At 67.6% G+C, this 22,936-nt stretch carries 22 protein-coding genes; 16 read left to right on the forward strand and 6 right to left on the reverse strand.

The genetic code is table 11. From position 1 onward, the window contains the following. Positions 1-9 precede the first annotated feature (9 nt). The gene (locus J2S73_RS16780) at positions 10-1,389 is read right to left on the reverse strand and encodes an aminotransferase-like domain-containing protein (protein ID WP_306886773.1); all 1,380 of its coding nucleotides are present in this window, start codon (positions 1,387-1,389) and stop codon (positions 10-12) included. Between the two features lie 138 nt (positions 1,390-1,527). On the opposite strand from J2S73_RS16780, the gene J2S73_RS16785 reads away from it, so the two are divergent. From J2S73_RS16785 to J2S73_RS16845, 13 genes are all read left to right on the forward strand, one after another. Next, positions 1,528-2,832, forward strand: coding sequence for a hydroxymethylglutaryl-CoA reductase, degradative (locus tag J2S73_RS16785; protein WP_306886774.1), 1,305 nt, complete (start codon positions 1,528-1,530; stop codon positions 2,830-2,832). A gap of 74 nt (positions 2,833-2,906) precedes the next feature. Continuing rightward, the gene (dctP, locus tag J2S73_RS16790) at positions 2,907-3,950 is read left to right on the forward strand and encodes a TRAP transporter substrate-binding protein DctP (RefSeq protein WP_306886775.1); all 1,044 of its coding nucleotides are present in this window, start codon (positions 2,907-2,909) and stop codon (positions 3,948-3,950) included. 72 nt (positions 3,951-4,022) lie between these two features. Further along, on the forward strand, positions 4,023-4,559 hold the full coding sequence (locus J2S73_RS16795; protein WP_306886776.1) for a TRAP transporter small permease subunit: 537 nt from the start codon (positions 4,023-4,025) through the stop codon (positions 4,557-4,559). Continuing rightward, positions 4,556-5,869 (forward strand): TRAP transporter large permease, encoded by a 1,314-nt coding sequence (locus tag J2S73_RS16800; RefSeq protein WP_306886777.1) that lies wholly within the window; start codon positions 4,556-4,558, stop codon positions 5,867-5,869. Before J2S73_RS16795 ends, J2S73_RS16800 begins: the two co-directional genes overlap by 4 nt. 314 nt (positions 5,870-6,183) lie before the next feature. Then, a complete protein-coding gene (locus J2S73_RS16805; protein WP_306886778.1) occupies positions 6,184-7,161 on the forward strand; it encodes a TRAP transporter substrate-binding protein in 978 nt (325 codons plus the stop codon). Position 7,162: 1 nt separating this feature from the next. After that, complete coding sequence (locus tag J2S73_RS16810; RefSeq protein WP_306886779.1) at positions 7,163-7,537, forward strand: cupin domain-containing protein; 375 nt, start codon at positions 7,163-7,165, stop codon at positions 7,535-7,537. Positions 7,538-7,625: 88 nt separating this feature from the next. Beyond that, complete coding sequence (locus tag J2S73_RS16815) at positions 7,626-8,195, forward strand: TRAP transporter small permease (RefSeq protein ID WP_306886780.1); 570 nt, start codon at positions 7,626-7,628, stop codon at positions 8,193-8,195. Then, positions 8,192-9,469, forward strand: coding sequence for a TRAP transporter large permease (locus tag J2S73_RS16820; protein ID WP_306886781.1), 1,278 nt, complete (start codon positions 8,192-8,194; stop codon positions 9,467-9,469). Before J2S73_RS16815 ends, J2S73_RS16820 begins: the two co-directional genes overlap by 4 nt. Positions 9,470-9,474: 5 nt before the next feature. After that, positions 9,475-10,257 carry an IclR family transcriptional regulator gene (locus J2S73_RS16825; protein ID WP_306886782.1) on the forward strand — a complete coding sequence of 261 codons (783 nt, stop codon included), beginning with the start codon at positions 9,475-9,477 and terminating at the stop codon, positions 10,255-10,257. Beyond that, positions 10,254-12,332 carry a hydantoinase/oxoprolinase family protein gene (locus tag J2S73_RS16830; RefSeq protein WP_306886783.1) on the forward strand — a complete coding sequence of 693 codons (2,079 nt, stop codon included), beginning with the start codon at positions 10,254-10,256 and terminating at the stop codon, positions 12,330-12,332. Before J2S73_RS16825 ends, J2S73_RS16830 begins: the two co-directional genes overlap by 4 nt. A gap of 1 nt (position 12,333) precedes the next feature. Then, positions 12,334-13,878, forward strand: coding sequence for a hydantoinase B/oxoprolinase family protein (locus J2S73_RS16835; RefSeq protein WP_306886785.1), 1,545 nt, complete (start codon positions 12,334-12,336; stop codon positions 13,876-13,878). 26 nt (positions 13,879-13,904) lie between these two features. Further along, positions 13,905-14,666, forward strand: coding sequence for an HpcH/HpaI aldolase family protein (locus tag J2S73_RS16840; RefSeq protein ID WP_306886786.1), 762 nt, complete (start codon positions 13,905-13,907; stop codon positions 14,664-14,666). Positions 14,667-14,678: 12 nt separating this feature from the next. Beyond that, the gene (locus J2S73_RS16845; RefSeq protein ID WP_306886787.1) at positions 14,679-16,184 is read left to right on the forward strand and encodes a class I adenylate-forming enzyme family protein; all 1,506 of its coding nucleotides are present in this window, start codon (positions 14,679-14,681) and stop codon (positions 16,182-16,184) included. Positions 16,185-16,212: 28 nt separating this feature from the next. On the opposite strand, the gene J2S73_RS16850 is transcribed toward J2S73_RS16845, so the two are convergent. The 4 genes from J2S73_RS16850 to hemP are packed head-to-tail and all read right to left on the reverse strand — an operon-like array spanning position 16,213 to position 19,216. Next, positions 16,213-17,022 (reverse strand): heme ABC transporter ATP-binding protein, encoded by an 810-nt coding sequence (locus J2S73_RS16850; RefSeq protein WP_306886788.1) that lies wholly within the window; start codon positions 17,020-17,022, stop codon positions 16,213-16,215. A gap of 5 nt (positions 17,023-17,027) precedes the next feature. After that, the gene (locus J2S73_RS16855) at positions 17,028-18,095 is read right to left on the reverse strand and encodes a FecCD family ABC transporter permease (RefSeq protein ID WP_306886826.1); all 1,068 of its coding nucleotides are present in this window, start codon (positions 18,093-18,095) and stop codon (positions 17,028-17,030) included. 26 nt (positions 18,096-18,121) lie between these two features. After that, positions 18,122-19,054 carry a heme/hemin ABC transporter substrate-binding protein gene (locus J2S73_RS16860; RefSeq protein WP_306886789.1) on the reverse strand — a complete coding sequence of 311 codons (933 nt, stop codon included), beginning with the start codon at positions 19,052-19,054 and terminating at the stop codon, positions 18,122-18,124. Positions 19,055-19,099: 45 nt separating this feature from the next. After that, positions 19,100-19,216 (reverse strand): hemin uptake protein HemP, encoded by a 117-nt coding sequence (hemP, locus tag J2S73_RS16865; protein WP_306886790.1) that lies wholly within the window; start codon positions 19,214-19,216, stop codon positions 19,100-19,102. 305 nt (positions 19,217-19,521) lie between these two features. Here hemP and J2S73_RS16870 point away from each other — a divergent pair, with 305 nt between their 5' ends. From J2S73_RS16870 to J2S73_RS16880, 3 genes are all read left to right on the forward strand, one after another. Further along, positions 19,522-21,597, forward strand: a complete 2,076-nt coding sequence (locus tag J2S73_RS16870; RefSeq protein ID WP_306886791.1) for a TonB-dependent hemoglobin/transferrin/lactoferrin family receptor — start codon at positions 19,522-19,524, stop codon at positions 21,595-21,597. Positions 21,598-21,627: 30 nt separating this feature from the next. Next, the gene (gene hmuQ / locus J2S73_RS16875; protein ID WP_306886792.1) at positions 21,628-21,960 is read left to right on the forward strand and encodes a heme-degrading protein HmuQ; all 333 of its coding nucleotides are present in this window, start codon (positions 21,628-21,630) and stop codon (positions 21,958-21,960) included. A 191-nt stretch (positions 21,961-22,151) separates the two neighbouring features. Beyond that, positions 22,152-22,481 (forward strand): DMT family transporter, encoded by a 330-nt coding sequence (locus tag J2S73_RS16880; RefSeq protein WP_306886793.1) that lies wholly within the window; start codon positions 22,152-22,154, stop codon positions 22,479-22,481. Between the two features lie 74 nt (positions 22,482-22,555). On the opposite strand, the gene J2S73_RS16885 is transcribed toward J2S73_RS16880, so the two are convergent. Then, a complete protein-coding gene (locus J2S73_RS16885; protein ID WP_306886794.1) occupies positions 22,556-22,930 on the reverse strand; it encodes a cupin domain-containing protein in 375 nt (124 codons plus the stop codon). Positions 22,931-22,936 lie beyond the last annotated feature (6 nt).

Genomic DNA, 22,936 nt, shown 5'->3' on the forward strand with positions numbered 1-22,936 from the left:
GGACGGCGCTCAGAAGGCGCCGGCGAGGAATGTCAGCAGTTTCGGGTCGGAGCCGTAGGCGACGTTGAAGCGGAGCGCCGCCGGACGGTCGCCCTCCCGGTCGGGCCGAAACACGCTTCCCGGCGCCAGGAAGATGCTTTCGGCCGCCGCGCGCCGGCACAGATCCAGCTCGTCGACATGGTCGGGCAGGTCGGCCCAGAGATAGAAGCCCGGGCTTTTCCCCGGCCTCAGCCGGAGACCGACGCTTTCCAGATCGCTGACGGAGGCGCGATGGGCCGCCTCGATCCGGGCACGCAGACGGCGGATGTGCCGCAGATACTGACCGCCCTGGATCAGGTTGAGGACGAAACGCTCGACGAAGTCGGAGGTGGCGACGGAGGTCAGGATCTTCAGGTTGGCGAGCGCGCCGATCAGGTCGGGATGGCCGGCCACGAAGCCGCAGCGCAGGCTGGCCGACAGCGTCTTGGAAAACGTGCCGACATAAAGCACCCGGTTGAGCTGATCGAGGGCGGCAAGCCGCGGCAGGCTCGGCGGCAGGATGTCGGCGAAGGCGTCGTTCTCGACCACCAGCGTGCCCCAGCGCTCGGCCGCCCTGAGCAGACCGAAGGCGACGGGCGGCGACAGCCATCCCCCGGTCGGATTGTGGGCCTGGGACTGGGTGAAGAAGATCCGGGGCCGGTGAAGCGCCAGCTTGGCGGTGAGGTCGTCGAGGTCGGGACCGTCCGGATTGCGCTTCACCCCGACGATGCGGACCTTGGCCAGCGCGAGCTTGGCGAACAGCGGATAGTAGCCGGGATCGTCGACCAGTACGGTGTCGCCGGCCTCCAGAAGATGGCGGACGATCAGGTCGAGGGCGTGGTTCGCCCCGCTGGTCAGGAGGAGGCCGTCCGGCTCCACGGAAATCGACCGGTCGAGCAGCATCAGCCGCAGCCGCTCGCGCAGGGGCTCGTATCCCCGCGACGAGCCGTAGCCGAAATCGACGCTCTCCGGCCCGGCGGCCTTGAAGCTGGCGAAATGGCGCCGGAGCTCCGAGCCCTCCATCCACGACGACGGCGGCCGTCCGTCTCCCGGACGCACCTCGTAGCGGCGGTCGAGCTGTTCGCCGAGCAGCGTGACGAGATCGACGGCGGTGGCCACGTGGGGCGGCGGAGCCGTCGGGCGCGGAAGCTCCAGGTGCGAGACGTAGAAGCCCGATCCTGCGCGCGCCTCCAGGAGTCCCTGGGCGACCAGACGGTCGTAGGCCTCGGCCATGGTGTTCTTGGACACGCCGTAGTCCTCGGCGGCCTGACGCACCGAAGGCAGCCTGTCGCCGACCTTGTAGGCGCCGTTTGCCAGCCCGGCGGACACCTTGCCGACGATCGCCTCGACCCGCGTCCCGGTGCGCTTCACGAAATCGTCCCCAGGTAAGTACTGGGACAGTCACCCCGCAATCGGCCGTAACTGTCCCTTGATTGTCCCAATAACAATAGGACAATCGTCGTCCGCATCCAAGCAAGAGATGCAGCAATTCGGGTGATGGAAACGATCATGTCGGCAGTACGGCGTTCGCTGAACTCGCGCCTTGAGGGCTATCGCAATAAGACTCCCGAGCAGCGCCTGGAGCAGCTCGCCGAGGCCGCCGGCCTTGCCAGCGAGGATGCCGCCACGCTCGGCGATCCGGCCGCGCTGGAGCTGGCGCGCGCCAATGGCATGATCGAGAACGTCATCGGCACGTTCCAGCTGCCGATGGGCATCGCCACCAACTTCACCGTCAACGGCCGCGACTACCTGATCCCGATGGCGGTCGAGGAGCCCTCGGTGGTCGCCGCCGCGTCCTACATGGCGCGCATCGCCCGCGACCATGGCGGCTTCCAGACCTCGTCGACAGCCCCCGTCATGCGCGCCCAGGTCCAGGTGCTCGGCATCACCGACCCGTACGGCGCGCGCCTCAAGATCCTGGCCGCGCGCGAGCAGATCCTGGAGATCGCCAACAGCCGCGACGCCTTCCTGGTGAAGCTGGGCGGCGGCTGCAAGGACATCGAGGTCCACGTCTTCCCCGACACCAGGCGCGGCGCGATGGTGGTGCTGCACCTGCTGGTCGACGTGCGCGACGCCATGGGCGCCAACGCCGTCAACACGATGGCCGAGGCGGTCGCGCCCACGATCGAGGAGCTGACCGGCGGCCGCGTGCGCCTGCGCATCCTCTCCAACCTCGCCGACCGGCGCCTTTCCCGCGCCCGGGTCCGGGTGCCCCAGTCGGCGCTCGCGACCAAGGAATTCTCCGGCGAACGGATGGTCGAAGGCATTCTCGACGCCCACGAGCTGGCCGTGATCGATCCCTACCGGGCGGCCACCCACAACAAGGGCATCATGAACGGCATCGACCCGGTGATCGTGGCGACCGGCAACGACTGGCGCGCCATCGAGGCCGGCGCTCATGCCTTCGCCGCCCGCTCCGGCACCTACACCTCGCTGACGAGCTGGGAGGTGGACACGGAGGGCTGCCTGGTCGGCACCCTGGAGATGCCGATGGCGGTCGGCCTCGTCGGCGGCGCCACCAAGACCCATCCCGTCGCCCAGGCGGCACTGAAGATCCTCGGCGTGGAAAGCGCCCAGGAGCTGGGAGAGATCACCGTCGCGGTGGGTCTCGCCCAGAACATGGCGGCGCTCAGGGCGCTGGCCACCGAGGGCATCCAGCGCGGCCACATGGCGCTGCACGCCCGCAACATCGCCATCGTCGCCGGCGCCGTCGGCAACGAGATCGAGGTCGTGGCGGGCAGGCTCGCCGAGGACCACGACGTGCGCACCGACAGGGCGCGCGAAATTCTGGCCGAGATGCGCGGGAGCGACTGATCGCGATCCGTCGTTCGTGTCGCGTTGACCGGCCCAATCACAACAACGATCAGATCCTTGAAGGAGAAACACCCATGACCAGGACAGTCACGCGCCGCACGGCGCTCATGGTGACCGCGGCTTCGCTGGCGGTCGCCTCGCTCGGCTCCGCCGCCTTCGCCCAGGACGGCGAAACGGTGAACTGGCGCATGCAGGCGCTCTGGGACGGCGGCACCACGCCGCAGCAGTACGAGCAGATGTATGTCGACCGGGTCGCCGAGCTGACCGACGGCAAGTTCCAGATCGAGCTCTTCTCGGCCGGCCAGCTGGTTCCGCCGGCCCAGGCCTTCGACGCCGTGCGCGGCGGCGCCTTCGAGATGATGAAGACCTTCGACGGCTACGAGGCCGGCAAGATCCCGGCGCTGGCGTTCACCTCGACGATCCCGTTCGGCTATCCGGAATCCGGTCAGTACGCCGACTGGTTCTACGAGAAGGGCGGCCTCGAGATGGCCCGGGAGGCCTACGCCCCGGCCGGCCTCTACTACATCGCGCCGTCGATCTACGACCAGGAGCCGATCCACTCGAAGGTGAAGATCGAATCCATCGAGGACTTCGACGGCAAGAAGGGCCGCTTCGTGGGTCTCGCCTCGTCGGTGATGAGCGACTTCGGCGTGGCCGTGTCGCCGCTGCCGACCTCGGAGGTCTACTCCGCCCTCGACAAGGGCCTGATCGACATCGCCGACCGCGGTGACCTGCAGGCCAATCTCGATGCCGGCCTCGCGGAAGTCGCGCCGTACATCATCCTGCCGGGCGTGCACCAGCCGACGACGGCGACCTCCTACGTCGCCAACAAGGCCGCCTACGACCAGCTGCCGGACTCCTACAAGGAGGCCCTCGCCACGGCCGCCAAGGAAGTCTCGGACGCCTATCAGGCCGCCAAGACGAAGAGCGACAAGAGCGCTCTGGAAGCCTTCAAGGAGCAGGGCGTCGAGGTAATCGAGCTTTCCGAGGACGACGTCACCGAGGCGCGCTCCAAGGCGATGGAGTCCTGGCGCAAGGCGACCAAGGACAACGAGCTGGCCACCCGCATCCTCGATTCCCAGGTCGAGCAGATGAAAGAGCTGGGCCTGATCCAGTAGGACTCTCCGGTCAGGAGAATGGACGGCGGGACACCATGCTTCCGCCGTCCGCGTCTATTCGGAGAACACAGCATGCCCGGCCCGATCGCCGCCGTCGTCCGCTGGATCACGGCGCTCAATCACCTGCTCTACAAGGCGGCCAGCCTGCTGATGCTGGTGATCGTCCCGGTCATGCTCTACGCGGTGACCGCGCGCTACCTGTTCAACTCGCCCTCCAGCTGGGGGCTTGAGCTGGCCACGCTCCTGTTCGGGCCGTTCTTCCTGCTCGGCGGACCCTACCTGCTGCACATCGGCGGCCACGTGAACCTGGACCTGGTCAGGCGGTCGGTCTCGCCGCGGATGAACCGCATCTTCGACCTCATCAACTATCCGATCATCGGCGCTTACGCGGTGATCCTGTTCTATTTCGCCTGGCCGTTCGCGATGCAGTCCTATGCGCTGAACGAGACCTCCTACACCTCCTGGAATCCGGTGATCTGGCCGATCAAGTTCGTGATCCCGATCGCCCTGGCGCTGCTTCTCCTCCAGGCCGCCGCCGAGTGGCTGAGGGTCATCTTCAACGAGCCCGCGCCGCAGCAGACCGAGGATGCGCAGGGAGACGCCCTGTGAGTTCCAATCTCATCCTCATCCTGATGTTCGGCGGGCTTACGGTCTTTCTCCTGACCGGCCTGCCGGTGGCCTTCGTGCTTGGCGGACTGTCCGTCCTGTTCACGGTCCTGTTCTGGAACCCGCAGGCGCTGATCATCCTGATCCTGCAGGTGTTCGACACCATGCGGTCGGAGGCGCTGCTCGCCATCCCGCTCTACATCTTCATGGCGGTGGTGCTGCAGCGCTCCGGCGTCATCGAGGACCTCTACCGGGCCATGGAGCTCTGGTTCGGCCGGGTGAAGGGCGGGCTCGCGATCGGCACCGTGATCATCTGCGTGGTGATGGCGGCGATGACCGGCGTCGTCGGCGCGGCGGTCACGGCCATGGGCATCCTGGCCCTGCCGGAAATGCTGAAGCGCGGCTACGACCCGAAACTCGCGACCGGCACCATCTGCGCCTCGGGCACGCTGGGCATCCTCATCCCGCCCTCGGTGCTGACCATCGTCTATTCGGTCACCGCCCAGGTCTCGATCGGCAAGATGCTGATCGCCGGCATCGTGCCGGGCATCCTGCTGGCATCCCTCTACATCGCCTACATCGTGATCGCGTCCTGGCTGAAGCCGGAGCTGGCCCCGAGCGTCGACGACGCGCCGCGCGCCAGCCTGGGCGAGCGCCTCGCCTCGCTGAAGACGCTGGTGCTGCCCTCGCTGATCATCGTGATGGTGCTGGGCTCGATCTTCTTCGGCGTCGCCACGCCGACGGAGGCGGCGGCGGTCGGCGTCTTCGGCGCCTGCATCGCGGCCGCAACGCGGCGCCACCTGACGCTCTCGATGCTGGTCGCTTCGTCCGGCGTGACACTCAAGTCTACGGCGATGATCCTGTGGATCACCATCGGCGCAAAAGCCTATGTGGCGATCTTCACCGGGCTCGGCGGCGCCGACGCGCTTCTCGGCACCATCCAGTCGCTGCAGGTCAGCCCCTATCTGGTGCTGGCGGTGATGATGCTGATCCTGGTGTTCCTGGGCACCGTCCTCGACGAGATCGGCATTATCCTGCTCACCGTACCGGTGTTTCTGCCGGTGGTGCGCTTTCTCGGCTTCGACGAGATCTGGTTCGGCGTGCTCTACGCGCTGACGATCCAGATGGGCTATATCAGCCCGCCGTTCGGCTACACGCTGTTCTATATCAAGAGCACGCTGCCGAACGAGGTGGGCATGGGGACCGTCTATCGCGGCATCCTGCCCTTCTTCCTGCTGCAGATCGTCGGCCTGATGCTGTGCGTCGCCTTCCCGCAGATCGCGACCTTCCTGCCCGCCCTCATGGGGCGCTAGGCCCTTCCCGGTTCGGATCGGAACACTCCGTGCGACCCGGATTGGCGAGAGCCCGTCCGGGTCATCTCCGGTTCCCGGCATGGCGTCTGCGCTGCGCCGGCGCCTGTGCTGCAGTCCGCCGACCGCGACACTTCCCGACAGACCTTTCGACCCGACCACCGGGCGGCCAGCAGGTCGCGGCCGTCCCGACGGCATGGACGCAGACCCGATCGCAACCCGGGCCACGTCATCAGACCGCTTGACAGAGACAGGAACTAAGTTTTGACTAGTGATATAAGGTTTTGAATAACGAAACAAATAAGGGAGGAACTACCATGCGGCGTCTTTTGGCCCTTGCGGGCGCGGCCCTGATCCTGGCCGGGCCGGCCTATGCCCAGGACTACACGTTCAAGTTCGGCCACGCGGCCTCGTCCAAGCACCTGTTCCACACGGGGCTTGAGATGTTTGCCGAGAAGGTCGCCGATAAGACCGACGGCAAGGTCAAGATCGAGGTCTACGGCGACCGCCAGCTCGGCGACGACAAGCAGCTCCTCGAGGGCCTGCAGATCGGCGTGATCGACGGCGCGCTCGTGTCGGCGCCGGTGCTGCCCCTGGTGATCGGCGCGACGTCGTTCGACGCGCTGCAGCTGCCGTTCGTGGTCTCCTCCTACGAGGACCTGGCGGCGGTGCTGGATTCGCCGGTCGGCCAGGAGCTTCTCGACACGCTGAACGCCAAGCAGATCAAGGGCCTCGGCTACATCGAGGCGGGCCAGCGCCACTTCCTGGCCAAGGACAAGCAGGTCGGCACGCTCGACGATTTCGCCGGGCTGAAGACCCGCATCGTTCCGATCCCGCTGCACAAGGCCACCTGGGAAGCCGTCGGAGTGAACCCGATCGGCATGGCCTACGGCGAGGTCTATTCGGCGCTGGAGACCGGCACCATCGACGCGGTGGAGATCAACCTCTCCTCGATCCAGTCGGAAAGCCTCTTTGAACCGGCCAAGCACGTGACCAAGACGGGCCACTATTTCTGGCCGGGCGTGATCATGATGTCCGACATGTCCTGGAACAAGCTGCCGGAAGACCTGCAGGCGGCGCTGGTCGAAGCCGGCCACGAGACCACCCGGGAGCAGTACAAGATCGCCGCCGCCCAGGAGGCCGACACGATCGCGTTCCTGAAGGAACAGGGCGTGGAGATCGGCGAGCTCGACGATCTGTCGGCCATGCGGGCGAAGACCCAGCCGGTGGTCGACGAGTGGGTCAAGAAAGACCCGCTGATCCAGAAGTTCTACGACCAGGTCCAGGGGAACTGAGATGAGCGGGCGGACCAACGTCTACAAATGGGACACGCTTCCCCGCGAGGAGGTGCGTCCCGGGGTGAGCCGGACCGCCTTTCGGGGCGACAACGCCCTGATGGTGATGAACTGGCTTCAGCCGGGGATGGAGGTCCGCCCGCACTCGCATCCGTTCGAGCAGCTCGCCTACATCCTCTCCGGACGCGTGAAATTCACGATCGGCGATGACGTGGTCGAGGTCGGGGCGGGCGAAGTCGTCCGCATCCCGCCCGACGTGATGCACTGCGGCGAGCCGGTCGGCGACGAAGTGGCCGTCAATCTCGACGTGTTCGCACCGGTTCGCGACGACTACCGCCACCTCACCGCCTACCAGGAAGACGACTTCGCCGACTGATCCGTAAAGGATCGTCCAGGCACCTGCTGCACCGTCCGGCCAAGCCGGACGGCCAGGTCCCGCTCGGCCGCAAGAAGGGGTCGCACCGATGGCATTCTCAGGGCTTCGCACCGGATATCAGCGGACGATGAAGGGCTTTCTGGTCGGGCTCATCGCCGTGCTCCTGACCATCATGGGGCTCCAGATCGTCATGCGCTACGCCTTCAACGCCTCGCTGATCTGGGCGGAGGAGGTCTGCCGCTATCTGCTGATCTGGGTCTCGCTGATCGCCGCCGTCTTCGCCTATGAGCGCGGCGAACTGGCCGCCGTCACGCTGGTGCGCGACGCGCTGCCGCGCAAGGCGGCGCTCGGGCTGGCGATCGTCGTGAACCTGGTCTCGGCCGCGCTGTGCCTGGTGCTCGTCCGCTACGGCCTGCGCTTCGCCGAGATGGTCGGCTCTCAGCCGATCCCGGCTTTCCGCTTCCTGTTCGAGGACACCTTCGGATGGGGACCGGAAACCGTGCCCCACGTCTTCTGGGTCTATGCCGCCCTGCCACTCGGCATGGCACTCCTGGCCGTCCGGCTGCTCGTCGACGTCTGGCTTTACGTCGGTCTCCTCAGAAGCGGCGGAAGCGTCGACGCCCTGCGTCCGATCCCGCCGGAGGGGCTGTCGGAATGACCCTCTACCTCCTCGCCTTCTTCGGCTTCCTCGTTCTCGGCGTCCCGATCGCGTTCTCGCTGGGGCTGGCCTCGCTGACCTACCTGGTCGTCAACGGCCAGCTCATGCTGCTGATGGCGTTTCCGCAGAAGATGATCGCCGGGATCGACAATTTCGTCCTTCTGACGATCCCGTTCTTCATCCTCGCCGGCAATCTGATGGGGGCGGCGAACCTGACCCAGCAGATCGTGCGCTTCGCCCAGATCCTGGTCGGCCGGGTCAAGGGCGGGCTGGCGGCCGTGAACATCATCGCCAGCATGATGTTCTCCGGCGTCTCGGGCGCGGCGACGGCCGAAGCCTCCGCGCTCGGCAGCGTGATGATCCCGGCGATGCGCCGCGACGGCTACAATCCGGCCTATGCGGCCGCGCTGACGGCGACCGGCTCCCTGCTCGGCCCGCTGGTGCCGCCGTCCCTGTCGCTGATCCTCTATGGCGTACTCACCGGCACCTCGATCGCCGATCTCTTCCTGGCCGGCATCGTGCCCGCCTTCCTGCTGTGCGGCCTGCTGATCACCTATGCGCTGTGGAAGGCGCGCCGCGAGGACCATCCGCTGCCGCCGGTGATGCCGAAATCCGAGCGCCCCGGCGTCATCGCCCGGGCGCTTCCGGCGCTGCTGCTTCCGGTCATCATCGTCGGCGGCATCCGCTCCGGCGTGTTCACGCCGACCGAAGCCGCGGCCGTGGCCGCCCTCTATGCGCTGCTCATCGGAACGGTCATCTACCGCTCCCTCTCCCCGCGCCAGGTGGTGAACTCCTTCTACGAGACGGCGACCATGTCGGCCGGCGTCATGCTGGTCGTGGCGATGGCCTCGATGACCTCGTTCATTCTCGGCATCGAGAACATTCCCCAGTCGATCGCAGCCGCCCTCCTGTCGCTGACCGACTCGCCGCTTTTCCTCCTGATCCTTCTGAACATCATCCTCTTGGTGCTCGGATTCTTCCTCGAGCCGCTGGCCGCGCTGATCCTGGCGATGCCGATCCTCAACCAGCTCGCCCCCGTCATCGGTCTCGATCCGGTGCAGTTCGGCGTGATGATCGTCTTCAACCTGATGATCGGCATGATCACGCCTCCGGTCGGGCTGTGCCTGTTCATCGTCTCCGCGATCGGCCGGGTGCCCCTCGACCAGGTGAGCCGCGCCGCCCTGCCGCTGATCGGCATCTGCCTGGTGGTCCTGGCGCTCGTCGGCCTGGTTCCGGCGCTGTCGCTGACCCTGCCTGCATTGATCGGGAACTGACCGCCATGACCGACGGCCTCGACAAGACCACGAACCAATCGACCCAGGTCGCCTTCCGCATCATCGAGGAGATGGCGCAGGCCGGCGAGGGCATGCGTCTGACCGACATCGCGCGGCGCCTGGATATGCCGAAGGCCCGGATCTACCGCTTCCTGCAGACCCTCGTGGCGCTGGGCTACGTGGCCCAGGATCCGGAGACCGAGCGCTACCGGCTCACCATCAAGCTCTACCATCTGGGCCAGGCCGTCGCCGATTCCACCGAGCTCATCGCGGTGGCGCGGCCGGAGATGATCCGGCTGCGCGACGCCACCGGCCAGACCACCACCCTGTCGGTTCTCGAGGAGACCGGCATGCGGGTGATCGACATCGTGCGCATGGAAACGCCGGTCCAGATCGTGACCCGGCCGGGCGCGCTTCTGGCCTTCCATGCGACGGCCCAGGGCAAGCTCGCGCTCGCCTTCGGCCCGCCGCGCCTCTGGGACGTCGTGCGGGCTGGGGGACTGCCCGCGATCACCACCGACACCACGACGGATCCCGCCGCGCTGGAACGCCAGGTCGCGGACGTGCGCGCACGCGGCTGGGCGATCGCGCCGGGAGAGGTGCTGTCCGGCGTCAACGCCATCTCCGCCCCGATCTTCGACGCCGACCACGCCTTCGTCGGCAGCATCAACATCGCCGGATCGGTCCAGAGCATCCGACCCGATCCGGACGAGGACCAGATCTCGGCCGTCATGGGCGCGGGGCGGACCATTTCAATCAGTCTCGGTTGCACGGAGTATTTTGGATGACGCGGTTTTCCCTCGCGATCGATATCGGCGGGACGTTCACGGACGCGGTTCTGCTCGCCTCGGACGGGCGCAGCTTCGTGGACAAGACGCTGACCACCCACGGCAATCTGCTGGAAGGCTTCTTCCGCGGCGTCGACCTGGTGCTCGACCGTGCCGGCGTCGGCCCGTCCGACGTCGACGACGTGGTCGTGCACGCCACAACGGTGGTCACGAACGCCCTGATCGAACGGAAGGGACCGGGCGTCGCCCTGATCCTCACCCAGGGCTTTCGCGACATCCTCTATATCCGCGACGAGCACCGCTACGACATGTACGACCCGCAGATCGAGTTCGCGGAGCCGCTGATCCCAAGTGAGCGAACCTTCACCCTCGACGAGCGCATCTATGCCGACGGCACCGTGGAGAAGGGCGTGGACCGCGAGGCGGTCCGCGAGATCATCGCCCAGTGCCGAAAGGCCGGTGTGGTGTCCGTCGCCGTCTGCCTCCTCAACGCCTACCGCAACAGCGCCAACGAGGACGAGGTCCGGGCCATCTTCGCGGAGGAAGCGCCGGAAATCTTCGTCTCGCTGTCCAGCGAGATCGCACCTCAGATGCGCGAGTATCTGCGCACCTCCACCGTCGCAATCAACGCCTACACCGTGCCGATCACCCGGCCCTATCTCACCGCGCTGACCGAAGAGCTCGACACCCGCGGCTTTGCGCAGCAGCCGCTGATCATGCTGTCGAACGGCGGCGTCATCGGCGCGGAGCGGGCCGGACGCTTCCCGGTCCGGATGATCGAATCCGGTCCCGCGGCGGGCGCGCTGGTCGCCTGCTACTTCTCGCGCCTGTTCGGCATCCCCGACCTGATCTCCTTCGACATGGGCGGGACGACGGCCAAGGCCTGCATGATCCAGGATCACGAACCGCTAGTGACCGGCATCTTCGAGGTCGACCGGCGCTACCGGTTCAAGCCGGGCAGCGGCATGCCGATCACCGTGCCCTCCATCGACATGATCGAGATCGGCGCCGGCGGCGGCTCGATCGCCTCCATCGATAGCCTCGGCCTCCTGAAGACGGGACCGGAGAGCGCCGGCTCGATCCCCGGGCCGGTGTGCTACGGGCGGGGCGGCGAGGAGCCGTGCGTGACCGACGCCGACGTGGTTCTCGGCATCATCGATCCCGACCGGTTCCTGGGCGGCGACATGACCCTCGACGCCGACGGGGCGCGGGCGGCACTCGGCGCGCTGGGCAAGAAGCTCGGGCTCACCGCCGAAAAGGCCGCCTGGGGCGTGTTCGAGGTGGTCTGCGAGCAGATGGCGGCGGCCACCCGCACCCATGCCACCGACCGGGGCATCGACTATCGCGGCATGCCGATGCTGGCCTTCGGCGGCGCCGGGCCGGTCCACGCCTGCATGGTCGCGGAACTGGTCTATGCCCAGAAGATCATCTACCCGCCGCTGGCGAGCGTGCTGTCCGCCTTCGGCACCCTGGTCACACCGGCCCAGATCGACCTGGTGCGCAGCCTGGTCTGCCTGCTGGAGGCGCTGGACTGGGAGGCGGTCGACGCCACGCTCCAGTCGATGATCGACGAAAGCAGCGCCGCGCTGAAGGAGGCCGGCATCCGCGACGAGGACCTGCAGTTCTCCTTCGCCGTGGACATGCGCTATCTCGGCCAGCAGTCGGAGATCCGCATCGATCTTCCCGGCGACCCGCGCGACGCCCGCGACGCGGCCGCCATCCGCGCCCTCTTCGAGGCCGAGTACGAGGCCCAGTACGGGCTGAAGCTCGACGACATGGCGATCGAGGTGGTGAACTGGCGCGTCACCGGCAGCGGCCGCAAGCCGGAGCGGTCGACCGCGCCGATCAGCGACGGTGACGGCAAGGCCGCCTCCCGCACCCGCACCGTTCACATCCACGGTGAGCCCCAGGACGTGCCCGTCTACCAGCGCAAGGAGCTGACGATGGCCGACCGGATCACGGGCCCGGCGATCGTGGAAGAGCGCGAAACCACGATCTTCATTCTCGAAGGCTGGACCCTCGGCCTGCACGAAACCGGCAGCCTGGTTGCCGAAAAAGCCAACGGAGGCCGCTGAGATGGACGGCGTAGAACTTCAGATCCTGTGGAGCAACATGATCGGCATCGTGTCGGAGCAGGCGCGCGCGCTGCAGCGCATCGCCTTCAGCCCGATCGTGCGCGAGGCCGGCGATCTGGCGAACGGCCTGTTCGATGCCGACGCCCGCATGGTGGCCCAGGCCGTGACCGGCACGCCCGGCCACATCAACTCGCTGGCGGCTGCCGCGCGCAACCTGCTCGCCCACACCGACGTGACCGAGCTGAAGCCGGGCGACGTGCTGATCACCAACGATCCGTGGATGTCGGCCGGCCACTTCTTCGACATCACCGTCCTGTCGCCGATCTTCCGGGGTGACAGGTTGATCGGTTACGCCGGCTCGACGATCCATCACACCGACATCGGCGGCTACGGCATCGGCTCCGGCGCCCGGGACATCCACGAGGAAGGCCTCTGGATCCCCGTCACCAAGCTCTACGAGGCCGGCAAGCCCAACGAGACGCTGTTTTCCATCATCAAGCGGAACGTCCGCACCCCGGACGCGCTGCTCGGCGATCTGGGCGCCCAGGTCTCCAGCGGCATGATCGCCTCGGAGCGGCTCAACGCGCTCTGCGACCGCTACGGCCTGGACGACATCTCCGAACTCTCCGACGAGATCATCAAGCGGTCGGAATCGGCGATGCGCGAGGCGATCTCGAAGCTGCCGCACGGGACCTATCACGGCGCGTCGACCTTCGACGTGCCGGGCGGCCAGACGATCACGCTGAAGACGGCGGTGACGGTCGACCCGAACGCCGGCGAGATCACCATCGACTTCGAAGGGTCCTCCGGGCCGAGCGGGTCGGGCATCAACGTGGTGCCGGCCTATACCCACGCCTACGCGACCTTCGCGGTGCGCTCGACGCTGAACCCGGACCTGCCAAACAATGCCGGCAGCCTGGCGCCAATCAAGCTGAAGCTGCCCGAGGAATGCATCGTCAACGCCAAATACCCGTCGCCGGTGAACGCCCGCCACGTGGTCGGCATGTACGTCCCCTTCCCGATCCTGAAGGCGCTGTCGGAAGTGGTTCCCGACCGGGTGGTGGCGGAAGGGTCCGGCGCGGTCTGGACGATCCAGATCCAGGGCCGGGACGCCAACGGCCGACCGTTCACCAGTTCGATGTTCAACTATTCCGGCGGCATGGGCGCGCGGGCGGAAAAGCCCGGCCTCTCGGCGATCTGCTACCCGACGGGCGTGGCGGCGGTCCCGGTGGAGGTGCTGGAGGCGTCCTATCCGATCGCGTTCACCTGCAAGGAGCTGGAGCGCGGCTCCGGCGGGACGGGCCGGCAACCGGGTGGCGACGGCCAGCGCATCGGCTACCGGATGCGCACCAGTCATCCGTGGCTGCTGAACACGATCCCGAGCCGGCTCAAGAACCCGCCGGAAGGGCTTGCCGGCGGCGGCGACGGCGCGCCGGGCCGCTTCGAGATCAACGGCAAGCCCGTCCTCGACACCCGCAAGATGGAGATGCAGCCGGACGACGAGGTGTTCATGGTGACGCCCGGCGGCGGCGGCTTCGGAGCATGATGCGGAGCGCACGCGGAGCCTGATCCATGGACACCAACGCCGCATTCCGCCGGCGTCTCGTCGGCGGCGAGAGGATCGTCGGCACCTTCGTGAAGACGCCGAGCCCGCCGGTGATCGAGATCCTCGGCCGGGCCGGATTCGACTTTCTGGTGCTCGACGCCGAGCACACGGCGATGGGGCGGGAGACGGTCGATCTGTGCCTGCTCGCCGCCCGGGCGGCTGGCATCCCGATGCTGGTTCGGATCCCCGTCGCCTCGGCGGAGTGGATCTCCACCGTGCTCGATGCTGGTGCTGCCGGGATCATGGCCCCCCATGTCGGCTCGGCCGCCGAGGCCGGACGGATTGCGGCGGCCATGCGCTACGGGGACGGCGGGCGCGGGTTCTCGCCCTCGGTTCCGGCGGCCGGCTATGGCGCGCGGAGCATTGCGGACCATCTGGAGCAGGCCGCGCAGGAAACGGTCCTGATCTGCCAGATCGAGGACCCGGATGCGGCCGAGACCACCTGTGAGATCGCCGCCGTCGATGGCGTCGACGCCCTGTTCGTCGGCCCCGTGGACCTGGCGGTTGCCTGCGGACGGACCGATCCGCGCGATCCGGACGTCGTGGATCTCACCTCCCGCGTCCTTGCTGTCGCGGGGGACGGAAACGCCCGGACCGGGCTATTCGTCGGAGCCATGGCGAAGACCGCGCGCTGGGAAGAAGACGGGGCGACGGTGTTCGTCGCCGGGACGGACCAGGCCTTTCTGAAGGCCGGCGCCAGGGCGGCCCTTGCCGCGCCGTCGGGCTGAGAAGGAGGAGCGATGAACCTCGCCGAATGGCTTGTCCGCACCGCGCGCCGAACGCCCGATGCGCCGGCTTTGCTGCATGGCTCGCAGGTCGTTGCGACCTATGCGGAGTTCGCCGAGCGGGCCGCGAGCATCGGCGCGGCCCTGCGGATCTGCCACGGTGTCGGACGCGGGGACCGGGTCGCGCTGACGATGGGCAACTGCACGGCCTATCTCGAGGCGCTCTACGGGATCTGGTTTGCCGGCGCCGTCGCGGTGCCGATCAACTACAAGCTCCATCCCAGAGAGATGGCCTTCATCATCGCGGATTCCGGGGCGCGGCTCGTCCTGACGGGCGATGACGCGGACGGGATCGACTGCGATGTCCCGAAGATCGCGGTGTCGGGCCCCCGGTTCGAGAAGATGCGCCGGCACGAGGCCATGGCCGAGCCGGCGCCGCTTCCGTCGGATGCGCTGGCCTGGCTGTTTTACACGTCCGGAACGACGGGACGGCCGAAGGGCGTGATGCTGACGGTCGCCAACCTGCAGGCGATGACGTTTTCCTATTTCGTCGACGTCGACGAGGTGTTCGCCCGGGACGCCGCACTCTATGCCGCGCCCATGTCGCACGGGGCGGGCCTCTACAATTTCATGCACGTGCTGCGCGGCAGCCGGCACGTGGTGCCGCTCTCCGGCGGGTTCGACACCGCCGAGATCCTCGGCCTGGCAGGGACGGTGGGCAATCTCTCGATGTTCGCGGCGCCGACCATGGTCCGCCGGCTGGTGAGCCACGCCAAGGCCATCGGCCACGACGGGGCGGGCATCCGCACCATCGTCTACGGCGGCGGGCCGATGTACGTCGCCGACATTGAGGAGGCGGTCGACACGCTGGGCGCGCGCTTCGTCCAGATCTACGGACAGGGCGAAACCCCGATGACCATCACGGCGCTGTCGCGGGACGAGATCGTCGACCGAAGCCACCCGCGCTGGCGGGAGCGGCTCGGCTCCGTCGGCCGGGCCCAATCGGTCGTGGAGGTCCGGGTCGCCGACGAGGCGGGGCGGACGGTGGCGGCGGGCGAGAGCGGCGAGATCCTGGTGCGCGGTCCGAGCGTGATGGCCGGCTACTGGCGCAATGAAGAGGCGACGGCGGAGTCCCTGCGCGACGGGTGGCTGTGGACCGGCGACGTCGGCGCGATGGATGCGGACGGTTACCTGACCCTGATGGACCGCTCCAAGGACGTGATCATCTCCGGCGGCACCAACATCTATCCGCGCGAGGTGGAGGAAGTGCTGCTGCGCCATCCGTCGGTCGCCGAAGTCTCCGTCGTGGGCCGGCCGAGCGCGGAATGGGGCGAGGACGTCGTCGCCTTCGTGGTGGCGGCGGAGGGCGCGACGCCGGACGAAGCCGACCTCGACGCCCACTGCCGGGACGAGATCGCCCGCTTCAAGCGCCCGAAGGCCTATGTGCTCGTGCCGGAGCTGCCGAAGAACAACTACGGCAAGGTGCTGAAGACCGAACTCCGCAAGCAGCTGGAAAGCTGACCCGCGCCACACGGGAGGCGGTTCGCAGTCAGCCCGTCGCGGCGCGGCGCATCGGTTCGGCCTGCTGGGGCAGGACATAGGGCGTCCGGTCCGGCACGGTGCCCGGCGTCAGCCGGACATGGAACACCTCGGCCAGCATCCGCTCCGTCAGGACCTCCTGCGGGGTCCCTTCCGAATAGAGCGAACCGTTCTGCATGACCACGATCCGGTCGGCCCAGGCGGCGGTCAGGTTGAGATCGTGCAGCACCGCGACCACCGCGCCACCCTGCCGGGCATGGCGCCGCGCGATCTCCAGCACGGAAAGCTGATGCGCCAGGTCCTGGCTCGCGGTCGGCTCGTCGAGAAACAGCGCCGGGACCGTCCCCTGCCCCTCGCAGGCCCAGAGCTGGCACAGCACCCGGGCGAGCTGGGCGCGCTGCTTCTCGCCGCCCGACAGGATGTCGAAGGTCGAGCCGGCGAGGTCGGAAAGCTCAACCGCCTCGAGCGCGCGGTCGACGAGCTGCTCGCGCCGGGCGCGGGGAATGGGAAAGCTCGGCACGGAAATGCCGAGCGCGGCCACTTCGCGCACGGTGAAGGGAAAGGCCAGGACGGACGCCTGGGGCAGCACGGCGCGGCGCTGAGCGAGAGCCTGCCGGCTCATCCCGGCGATGTCCGCACCATCGAGAAGAACGCGCCCTTCCTCCGGCCGGAACTCGCCGGCGAGCGCCTTCATCAGCGTGGACTTTCCGGCCCCGTTCGGGCCGATCACGGCAACGGTCTGGCCCGCCTCGGCCCGCACCGACACATCGCGCAGGAGCCAGCGACCCCGATAAACACCCAGGGATTCCGATGTCAGCATCGCCGTCACCCGAACCCGCCGCGCCGCCGCATCAGGAGCCAGAGGAAGAAGGGCGCGCCGAACAGGGCGGTGACGATGCCGATGGGCAGCTCGGCGGGCGCCACGATCACCCTGGCGACGGAATCGGCCGCCAGCAGCAGCGCTCCGCCCAGGAGCGCGCTGCCCGGCAGCACGTAGCGATGGTCGGGACCGGTCACCAGCCGCAGGACGTGGGGGACGACGATGCCGACAAACCCGATCACGCCGGAGACCGCCACCGCGGACGCGACCGCACCGGCGACCGCGATCATGGCGATGCGCTTGGCGCGTTCCGTCGCCACACCGAGATGGCCGGCCTCCGCCTCTCCCAGAAGGAAGGCGTTCAGAACCCGGACCAGATACGGAATAAGCAGCAGCGCGGCGACGAGGAAGGGCAACGCCGCGCCGATCTTCTGCCAGGACGCACCGCCGAGACTGCCCATGGACCAGAAGGTCAGATCGCGCAGCTCCCGGTCGTCGCTGCCGAACACGATGATGCCGGTGACGGCCCCCGCCAGCGCGCCGAGCGCGATGCCGGCCAGAAGCAGGGTGGCGACGGAGGTGTAGCCGGCCCGGGTGGCGAGCCGATAGAGGACGGCGGTCGCCACGAGCCCGCCCACGAAGGCGCTGACGGGAACCGCGAACGGGCCGAGCAGTCCCAGGACCGGGGACAGCAGCCCGTCCCCGAGCGCGATCACCGCGACCGCAGCCAGTGCTGCGCCGCTCGACACCCCGATCAGGCCCGGGTCCGCGAGCGGATTGCGAAAAAGCCCCTGCATGACCGCACCCGACAGCGCCAGGGCGGCGCCGACCAGAAGACCGAGGACCGTGCGTGGGAGCCGGATCTCCAGGATGACGAGACGTTCGCGAAGCGCCTCCGGTGTCGCGGCTTCGGCGCCCGACAGCCAGGACGACAGCACCCGGGGCAGAGCATCAAGCGAGATGCCGGTCGCTCCCAGCGAGAGAGAGAGGACGACAGCGATCATAAGCAGAATTCCGGTGCCGGCCACGACCAGGGGCGCCGACCGGCGATCGCCCTTGCGAACGACCGCCATGCGGGCGGCTGCCGACGCGTCCGCCTTCACTCCTGGGTCCCCCTGCCGAGGTCCGGATAGACGGCCCGGGCCAGATCGGCCGCCGCCTCGGGCGTGCGCGGGCCGAAGCCGAGGAGAAAGAGGCCGTCCATCTCGATCAGCCGGCCGTTGCGGCCCGCCGGCGTCAGACGAAAGGCCGGCAGCGCGAGCACGTCCGGAGCGGAATGGGCACCGCGCTCCATCATCAGCACGGCATCCGGCGCGGCTTCCATGACCGCTTCCTCGCTCATCGGCTTGTAGCCGGTCAGATCGGCCGCCGCATTCTCCGCGCCGGCGAGCGCAATGATGGCATCGGCGGACGTGCCCGCACCCGCAACGAGCGGGCGGCCATTCTGGAGCGACATGACGAACAGGACCCGCTTCGGCGCTTCGATGCGCGAGCGGAGATCGGCCAAGCTATCGAAGCCGACCTCGATATCGGCGGCGAGGGTCTCGGCCTTTTCCGGCACGCACATCACCGCGCCGAGGAACCGGACCCTGTCCACAACCGCATCGGCGCTCGGCTCGTCGTCCACATAGACCAGCGGCACCGAGGAGCGTTCCAGAACATCCAGCACATCCGGCGGCCCGGATCCCTCCGACACCACGAGGAGCGATGGCGAGGTCGACAGCACACCTTCCGACGACAGCGCCCGCATGTAGCCGACGTTCGGCTTCTCCTTCAGCGCCTCGGGCGGATAGAGGCTGGTCGTATCGACGGCGACGATGCGGTCGCCGAAGCCGAGATCGTAGAGGATCTCGGTCACGGTCCCGCCGATCGAGACAATGCGGCTGCGATCGACTCCGGATGCGCCATCGCCGCAGGGCGGCGGTGTGCTCAGCTCCGAGGCTCCGGCAGCCCCCGTGGCACCGAATCCCGCCACAAGCGCCAGCGCCATCGCCCTGAAGCGCCGAGCCGCGCCGGTCTCGGCGCGCTTCATCCTGTCACCTTGCCTCATATCGCTTTCCTGTCCGTGCCGAACGCGTCACTTCGTCAGGATCAACCGCCGGCGCGACGTGATCCTCAGCCGGTAGTCGTCCCCGTCGAGCGTGATCACCGCCTCGCCGGCCGCACCGCACAGCTCCTCCGCCGACCAGCGCAACGGGCCATCCGGCGCATCCCGGGATGCCTCGGGGTCACCCGTCCCTTTGCCGCGGCCGGTGGTACCGGAAGTTGAGGCGGACGACACTATGGAACCCTTCTAACTTGTTGCAACGAAACCACAATTCGGCACAAGCGCATTGCTTGCGCCGCTTATTCTTGACTCGATTAGTCCATGTTTCTAGCTTCCGCAATGCCTGCTGTTCGGATTCACTCGCAACAGCGGAAGGCAGCAAGCGACCGCGGTCCCCGCTCCAGCCAGCTCGCCACCGGCAACTCAGCGTCTTGGTAGGAAGGACTGGCACCATGACTTACGGGGTCTCACGGACCGCGCTCCTCGCCTCAGCATCGGCTTTGCTCATGACCCAGGCGGCGGTCGCGCAAGACGCCGCCCCGCAGAACGCGGTCGAACTGGACACCATCCTCGTGTCCTCCACGACCTCGACCCGGACCGGACAGGTGGCCACCGATTCGCTGTCCGGCTCCACGGTCGTGACCGGCGACATCATCAAGGACGAATTCGCCAGCAACCGCATTTCGGACGTGCTCGACACGATGCCGGGCGTGTGGACCGACGAGAACGCCGACGATCCGGCAACGGCGATCAACATCCGCGGCCTGCAGGACTTCGGCCGCGTCAACGTGATGATCGACGGCGCCCGCCAGAACTTCCAGCGCACCGGCCACAACGCCAACGGCATGTTCTATGTCGATCCCGAAATGATCCGCGCGATCGACGTGACCCGGGGTCCGACCTCGACGATCTACGGCTCCGGCGCGATCGGCGGCGTGGTCGACTTCCGGACGCTGACTGCCGACGACGTTCTGCGCGGTGACGAAAACGTCGCCGGACGCCTGAAGGGGCGGCTGGAAAGCAACAGCTCGGGCGGCAACGGTCACGCCGAGGCCGCGGCCCGCGTCGGCAATGCCTTCGACGTCATCGCCGCCGGCACCTGGGGCGACTGGGGCGCCTACACCGACGGCCACGGCGACGAGATTCCCAATTCCGGCTACGACCTGAAGAGCGGGCTGTTCAAGGCGCGGGTCCGGCCGGCCTACGGACACGAGATCACCGCTTCGGCCCTGCTCTACAACGCCACCTACGACCAGGGCACGGCGACGGTCTACGACACCGACACCTGGGCCGACACCTACCGGCTCAACTATCGCTATCAGCGTCCGGAAGACCGCATCTTCGATCTCTCCGCCCAGGTCTATTACACCTCGACCAAGACCGATCAGACGATCACGGCGGTTCCGAACTACTTCCCGCGCCCGAGCCTCGGATCGACCCGCACGTTCGAGATCGAGACCACCGGCGTCGACGTGTTCAACACGTCGCGGGTGGCGCTTGGTGCGACGGAACATGCCCTCACCTACGGCTTCGACGCGTTCCGGGACCAGGTCTCCACCTCCGATCCCGATCCGTTCGGCAGCGGCGACGAATTCACCCCGCCCGGCAAGCGCAACGTCTACGGCGGCTATCTCCAGGACCAGATGACCGTCGGCATGCTCGATGTCATCGCGGCGCTCCGCTACGACGGCTACGATCTGGACGGCCAGGGGACCAGCAGCTCGGGCGAGCACCTGTCGCCCCGCATCACCGTCGGCATCACCCCGGTCGACTGGATCACGATCTTCGGTACCTATGCCGAGGCCTACCGGGCCCCGTCGCTGACGGAGACCACCTGGACCGGCACCCATCCGCCGGTGGGTGGTGCGCCGCCCTTCGAGTTCCTGCCGAACGCAAACCTCGATCCGGAGACCGCCCACAACGTGGAAGGCGGCATCAACTTCCGCTTCGACGACGTGGTGCAGTCCGGCGACCGCTTCCGGGCCCGGGTGATGGGCTACTACAACCAGGTCGACGACTATATCGGCACCGTCGTCCTGCCGTTCTCGTTCCGCCCGGGCGCCGTGTGCTCGAGCCCGCCGTTCTGCTATCAGTACCAGAACATCAGCCAGGCCAATCTGTGGGGCTTCGAGGCCGGCATGGACTACGATGCCGGCCGCTGGTTCGCCGGCCTGTCGGGCACCATCGCGCGCGGTGTCGACGCGGAGACCGGCGACAATCTCGACACCATCCCGCCGGACCGCCTCACCCTGACCGGCGGCTTCCGCGCCCTGCAGCAGCATCTGACCGCCGGCGGCCGGCTCAACCTCGTTGCCGCCCAGGAGAAGGTGTCAGCGGATCTACAGACGGACGCCTATGCGACGCTCGACCTGTTCGCCAGCTACGAGGTCAAGGACGGCGTCTCTGTCGGCCTCAACATCGACAACGTCTTCGACACCTACTACGAGCCGTTCCTCGACGCAGAGGCGGCGCCGGGCCTGAACGCCAAGCTCACGCTTGACCTGCGGCTCGGAGGGAAGCTGAACTAGTCCGGCAGATACGGGAAGGAACCATATCCGATGTTCATCGCCATGAACCGCTTCAAGGTCATCCGCGGCGAGGAGGAGGCCTTCGAACAGGTCTGGCTCGGTCGCGAGGTCCACATCGACCAGGAGCCCGGCTTCGTCGAGTTCCACCTGCTCAAGGGGCCTGAGCACGAGGACCACACCCTCTACTCGTCGCACACGATCTGGGAATCCCGGGACGCGTTCGAGGCCTGGACCAGATCCCAGTCCTTCCGCGACGCCCACAAGAGCGCCGGCGACCGCAAGCCGCTCTATCTCGGGCATCCGGAGTTCGAGGGCTTCGAGACCCTGCAGACGGTCAAGCCGCGCGAGACCGCCGACAGCTAGAGCCGTTTGGGTCGGGTGCCTTCACCCGATCGACGACATCGGCCCCGTGACCGTCCAGCCGCATTGCCGGCAGGAAGGTGGCGGGGCCGTTTTCGTTCGGCCTGCCGGAGCGGACCGGCACTCGGGATGCGCGTTTCCGCCACCCCGGTGCGGTGCTATCACTGCCGCACCGCAACGCAGAGGAGAGCCCGGTGACCTACGTCTATCTGATGATCGCCATCGTTATGGAAGTGGTCGCCACGTCGGCGCTGAAGGAGACCCACGGCTTCACCCGGCTCGGCCCCTCGATCGTCACCGTGATCGGCTACGCCCTCTCCTTCTACTTCCTGGCGCAGCCTTTGAAGACGCTCCCCGTCGGCGTCGTCTACGCGATCTGGTCCGGCGCCGGCATCATCCTGATCGCGATGATCGGCTACTTCGTGTTCCGCCAGACCCTCGACGCCGGGGCAATCGTCGGCCTCGCCCTGATCATCTCCGGCGTGCTGGTGATCAACCTGTTCTCCAACACCCTGCCCCACTAGAGCCCTTTCCGATCAGCTGAAAACACCTGATCGATGAGAAATGGCTCCAGATTCGACATGTCGACCGCTCCGCCTCACCGGAAATGGTAGTCCACGTCCTCGAAGCGGGCCTCGGGGAAGAAGTAGAGAATCCGCAGCGGGCCCTCACCCGTATTCCGCGTCTCGTGCCAGGCATTCGCCGGAACATAGGCCGTCACGCCTTCGCGGAGGGAATGGATCTCGCCGGCGATCTCCACTTCGCCGACACCCTCGATCACGTGGTAGATCTCGACCGGCGCGTGGTAGTGGCGCGGCAGCGCGCCGCCCGGATCGATGTCGGCAATGCCGACCACCGGCGCCAGATGCTCCGGGAAGACAGTGGTCCAGGACACCCGGTCGTCCCGCCCTTGCTCGGGATCCTCCCAGGGGTGCCAGGTCGTTTCGTCGAGCGTGACACTCAATCCAGCCATGGCGCT

It is taken from the genome of Amorphus orientalis (assembly GCF_030814015.1).
Classification (GTDB): domain Bacteria; phylum Pseudomonadota; class Alphaproteobacteria; order Rhizobiales; family Amorphaceae; genus Amorphus; species Amorphus orientalis.

What these genes read in the sequence shown, in the direction of transcription:
- J2S73_RS16785 (WP_306886774.1), top strand. Translation starts at nt 1,528, where the DNA reads ATGTCGGCAGTACGGCGTTCGCTGAACTCGCGCCTTGAGGGCTATCGC.
- J2S73_RS16840 (WP_306886786.1), top strand. Translation starts at nt 13,905, where the DNA reads ATGGACACCAACGCCGCATTCCGCCGGCGTCTCGTCGGCGGCGAGAGG.
- J2S73_RS16820 (WP_306886781.1), top strand. Translation starts at nt 8,192, where the DNA reads ATGACCCTCTACCTCCTCGCCTTCTTCGGCTTCCTCGTTCTCGGCGTC.
- J2S73_RS16855 (WP_306886826.1), bottom strand. Translation starts at nt 18,095, where the DNA reads ATGGCGGTCGTTCGCAAGGGCGATCGCCGGTCGGCGCCCCTGGTCGTG.
- J2S73_RS16830 (WP_306886783.1), top strand. Translation starts at nt 10,254, where the DNA reads ATGACGCGGTTTTCCCTCGCGATCGATATCGGCGGGACGTTCACGGAC.
- dctP (WP_306886775.1), top strand. Translation starts at nt 2,907, where the DNA reads ATGACCAGGACAGTCACGCGCCGCACGGCGCTCATGGTGACCGCGGCT.
- J2S73_RS16850 (WP_306886788.1), bottom strand. Translation starts at nt 17,022, where the DNA reads ATGCTGACATCGGAATCCCTGGGTGTTTATCGGGGTCGCTGGCTCCTG.
- J2S73_RS16795 (WP_306886776.1), top strand. Translation starts at nt 4,023, where the DNA reads ATGCCCGGCCCGATCGCCGCCGTCGTCCGCTGGATCACGGCGCTCAAT.
- J2S73_RS16870 (WP_306886791.1), top strand. Translation starts at nt 19,522, where the DNA reads ATGACTTACGGGGTCTCACGGACCGCGCTCCTCGCCTCAGCATCGGCT.
- J2S73_RS16885 (WP_306886794.1), bottom strand. Translation starts at nt 22,930, where the DNA reads ATGGCTGGATTGAGTGTCACGCTCGACGAAACGACCTGGCACCCCTGG.
- J2S73_RS16825 (WP_306886782.1), top strand. Translation starts at nt 9,475, where the DNA reads ATGACCGACGGCCTCGACAAGACCACGAACCAATCGACCCAGGTCGCC.
- J2S73_RS16835 (WP_306886785.1), top strand. Translation starts at nt 12,334, where the DNA reads ATGGACGGCGTAGAACTTCAGATCCTGTGGAGCAACATGATCGGCATC.
- J2S73_RS16845 (WP_306886787.1), top strand. Translation starts at nt 14,679, where the DNA reads ATGAACCTCGCCGAATGGCTTGTCCGCACCGCGCGCCGAACGCCCGAT.
- J2S73_RS16815 (WP_306886780.1), top strand. Translation starts at nt 7,626, where the DNA reads ATGGCATTCTCAGGGCTTCGCACCGGATATCAGCGGACGATGAAGGGC.
- J2S73_RS16810 (WP_306886779.1), top strand. Translation starts at nt 7,163, where the DNA reads ATGAGCGGGCGGACCAACGTCTACAAATGGGACACGCTTCCCCGCGAG.
- J2S73_RS16805 (WP_306886778.1), top strand. Translation starts at nt 6,184, where the DNA reads ATGCGGCGTCTTTTGGCCCTTGCGGGCGCGGCCCTGATCCTGGCCGGG.
- hmuQ (WP_306886792.1), top strand. Translation starts at nt 21,628, where the DNA reads ATGTTCATCGCCATGAACCGCTTCAAGGTCATCCGCGGCGAGGAGGAG.
- J2S73_RS16860 (WP_306886789.1), bottom strand. Translation starts at nt 19,054, where the DNA reads ATGAAGCGCGCCGAGACCGGCGCGGCTCGGCGCTTCAGGGCGATGGCG.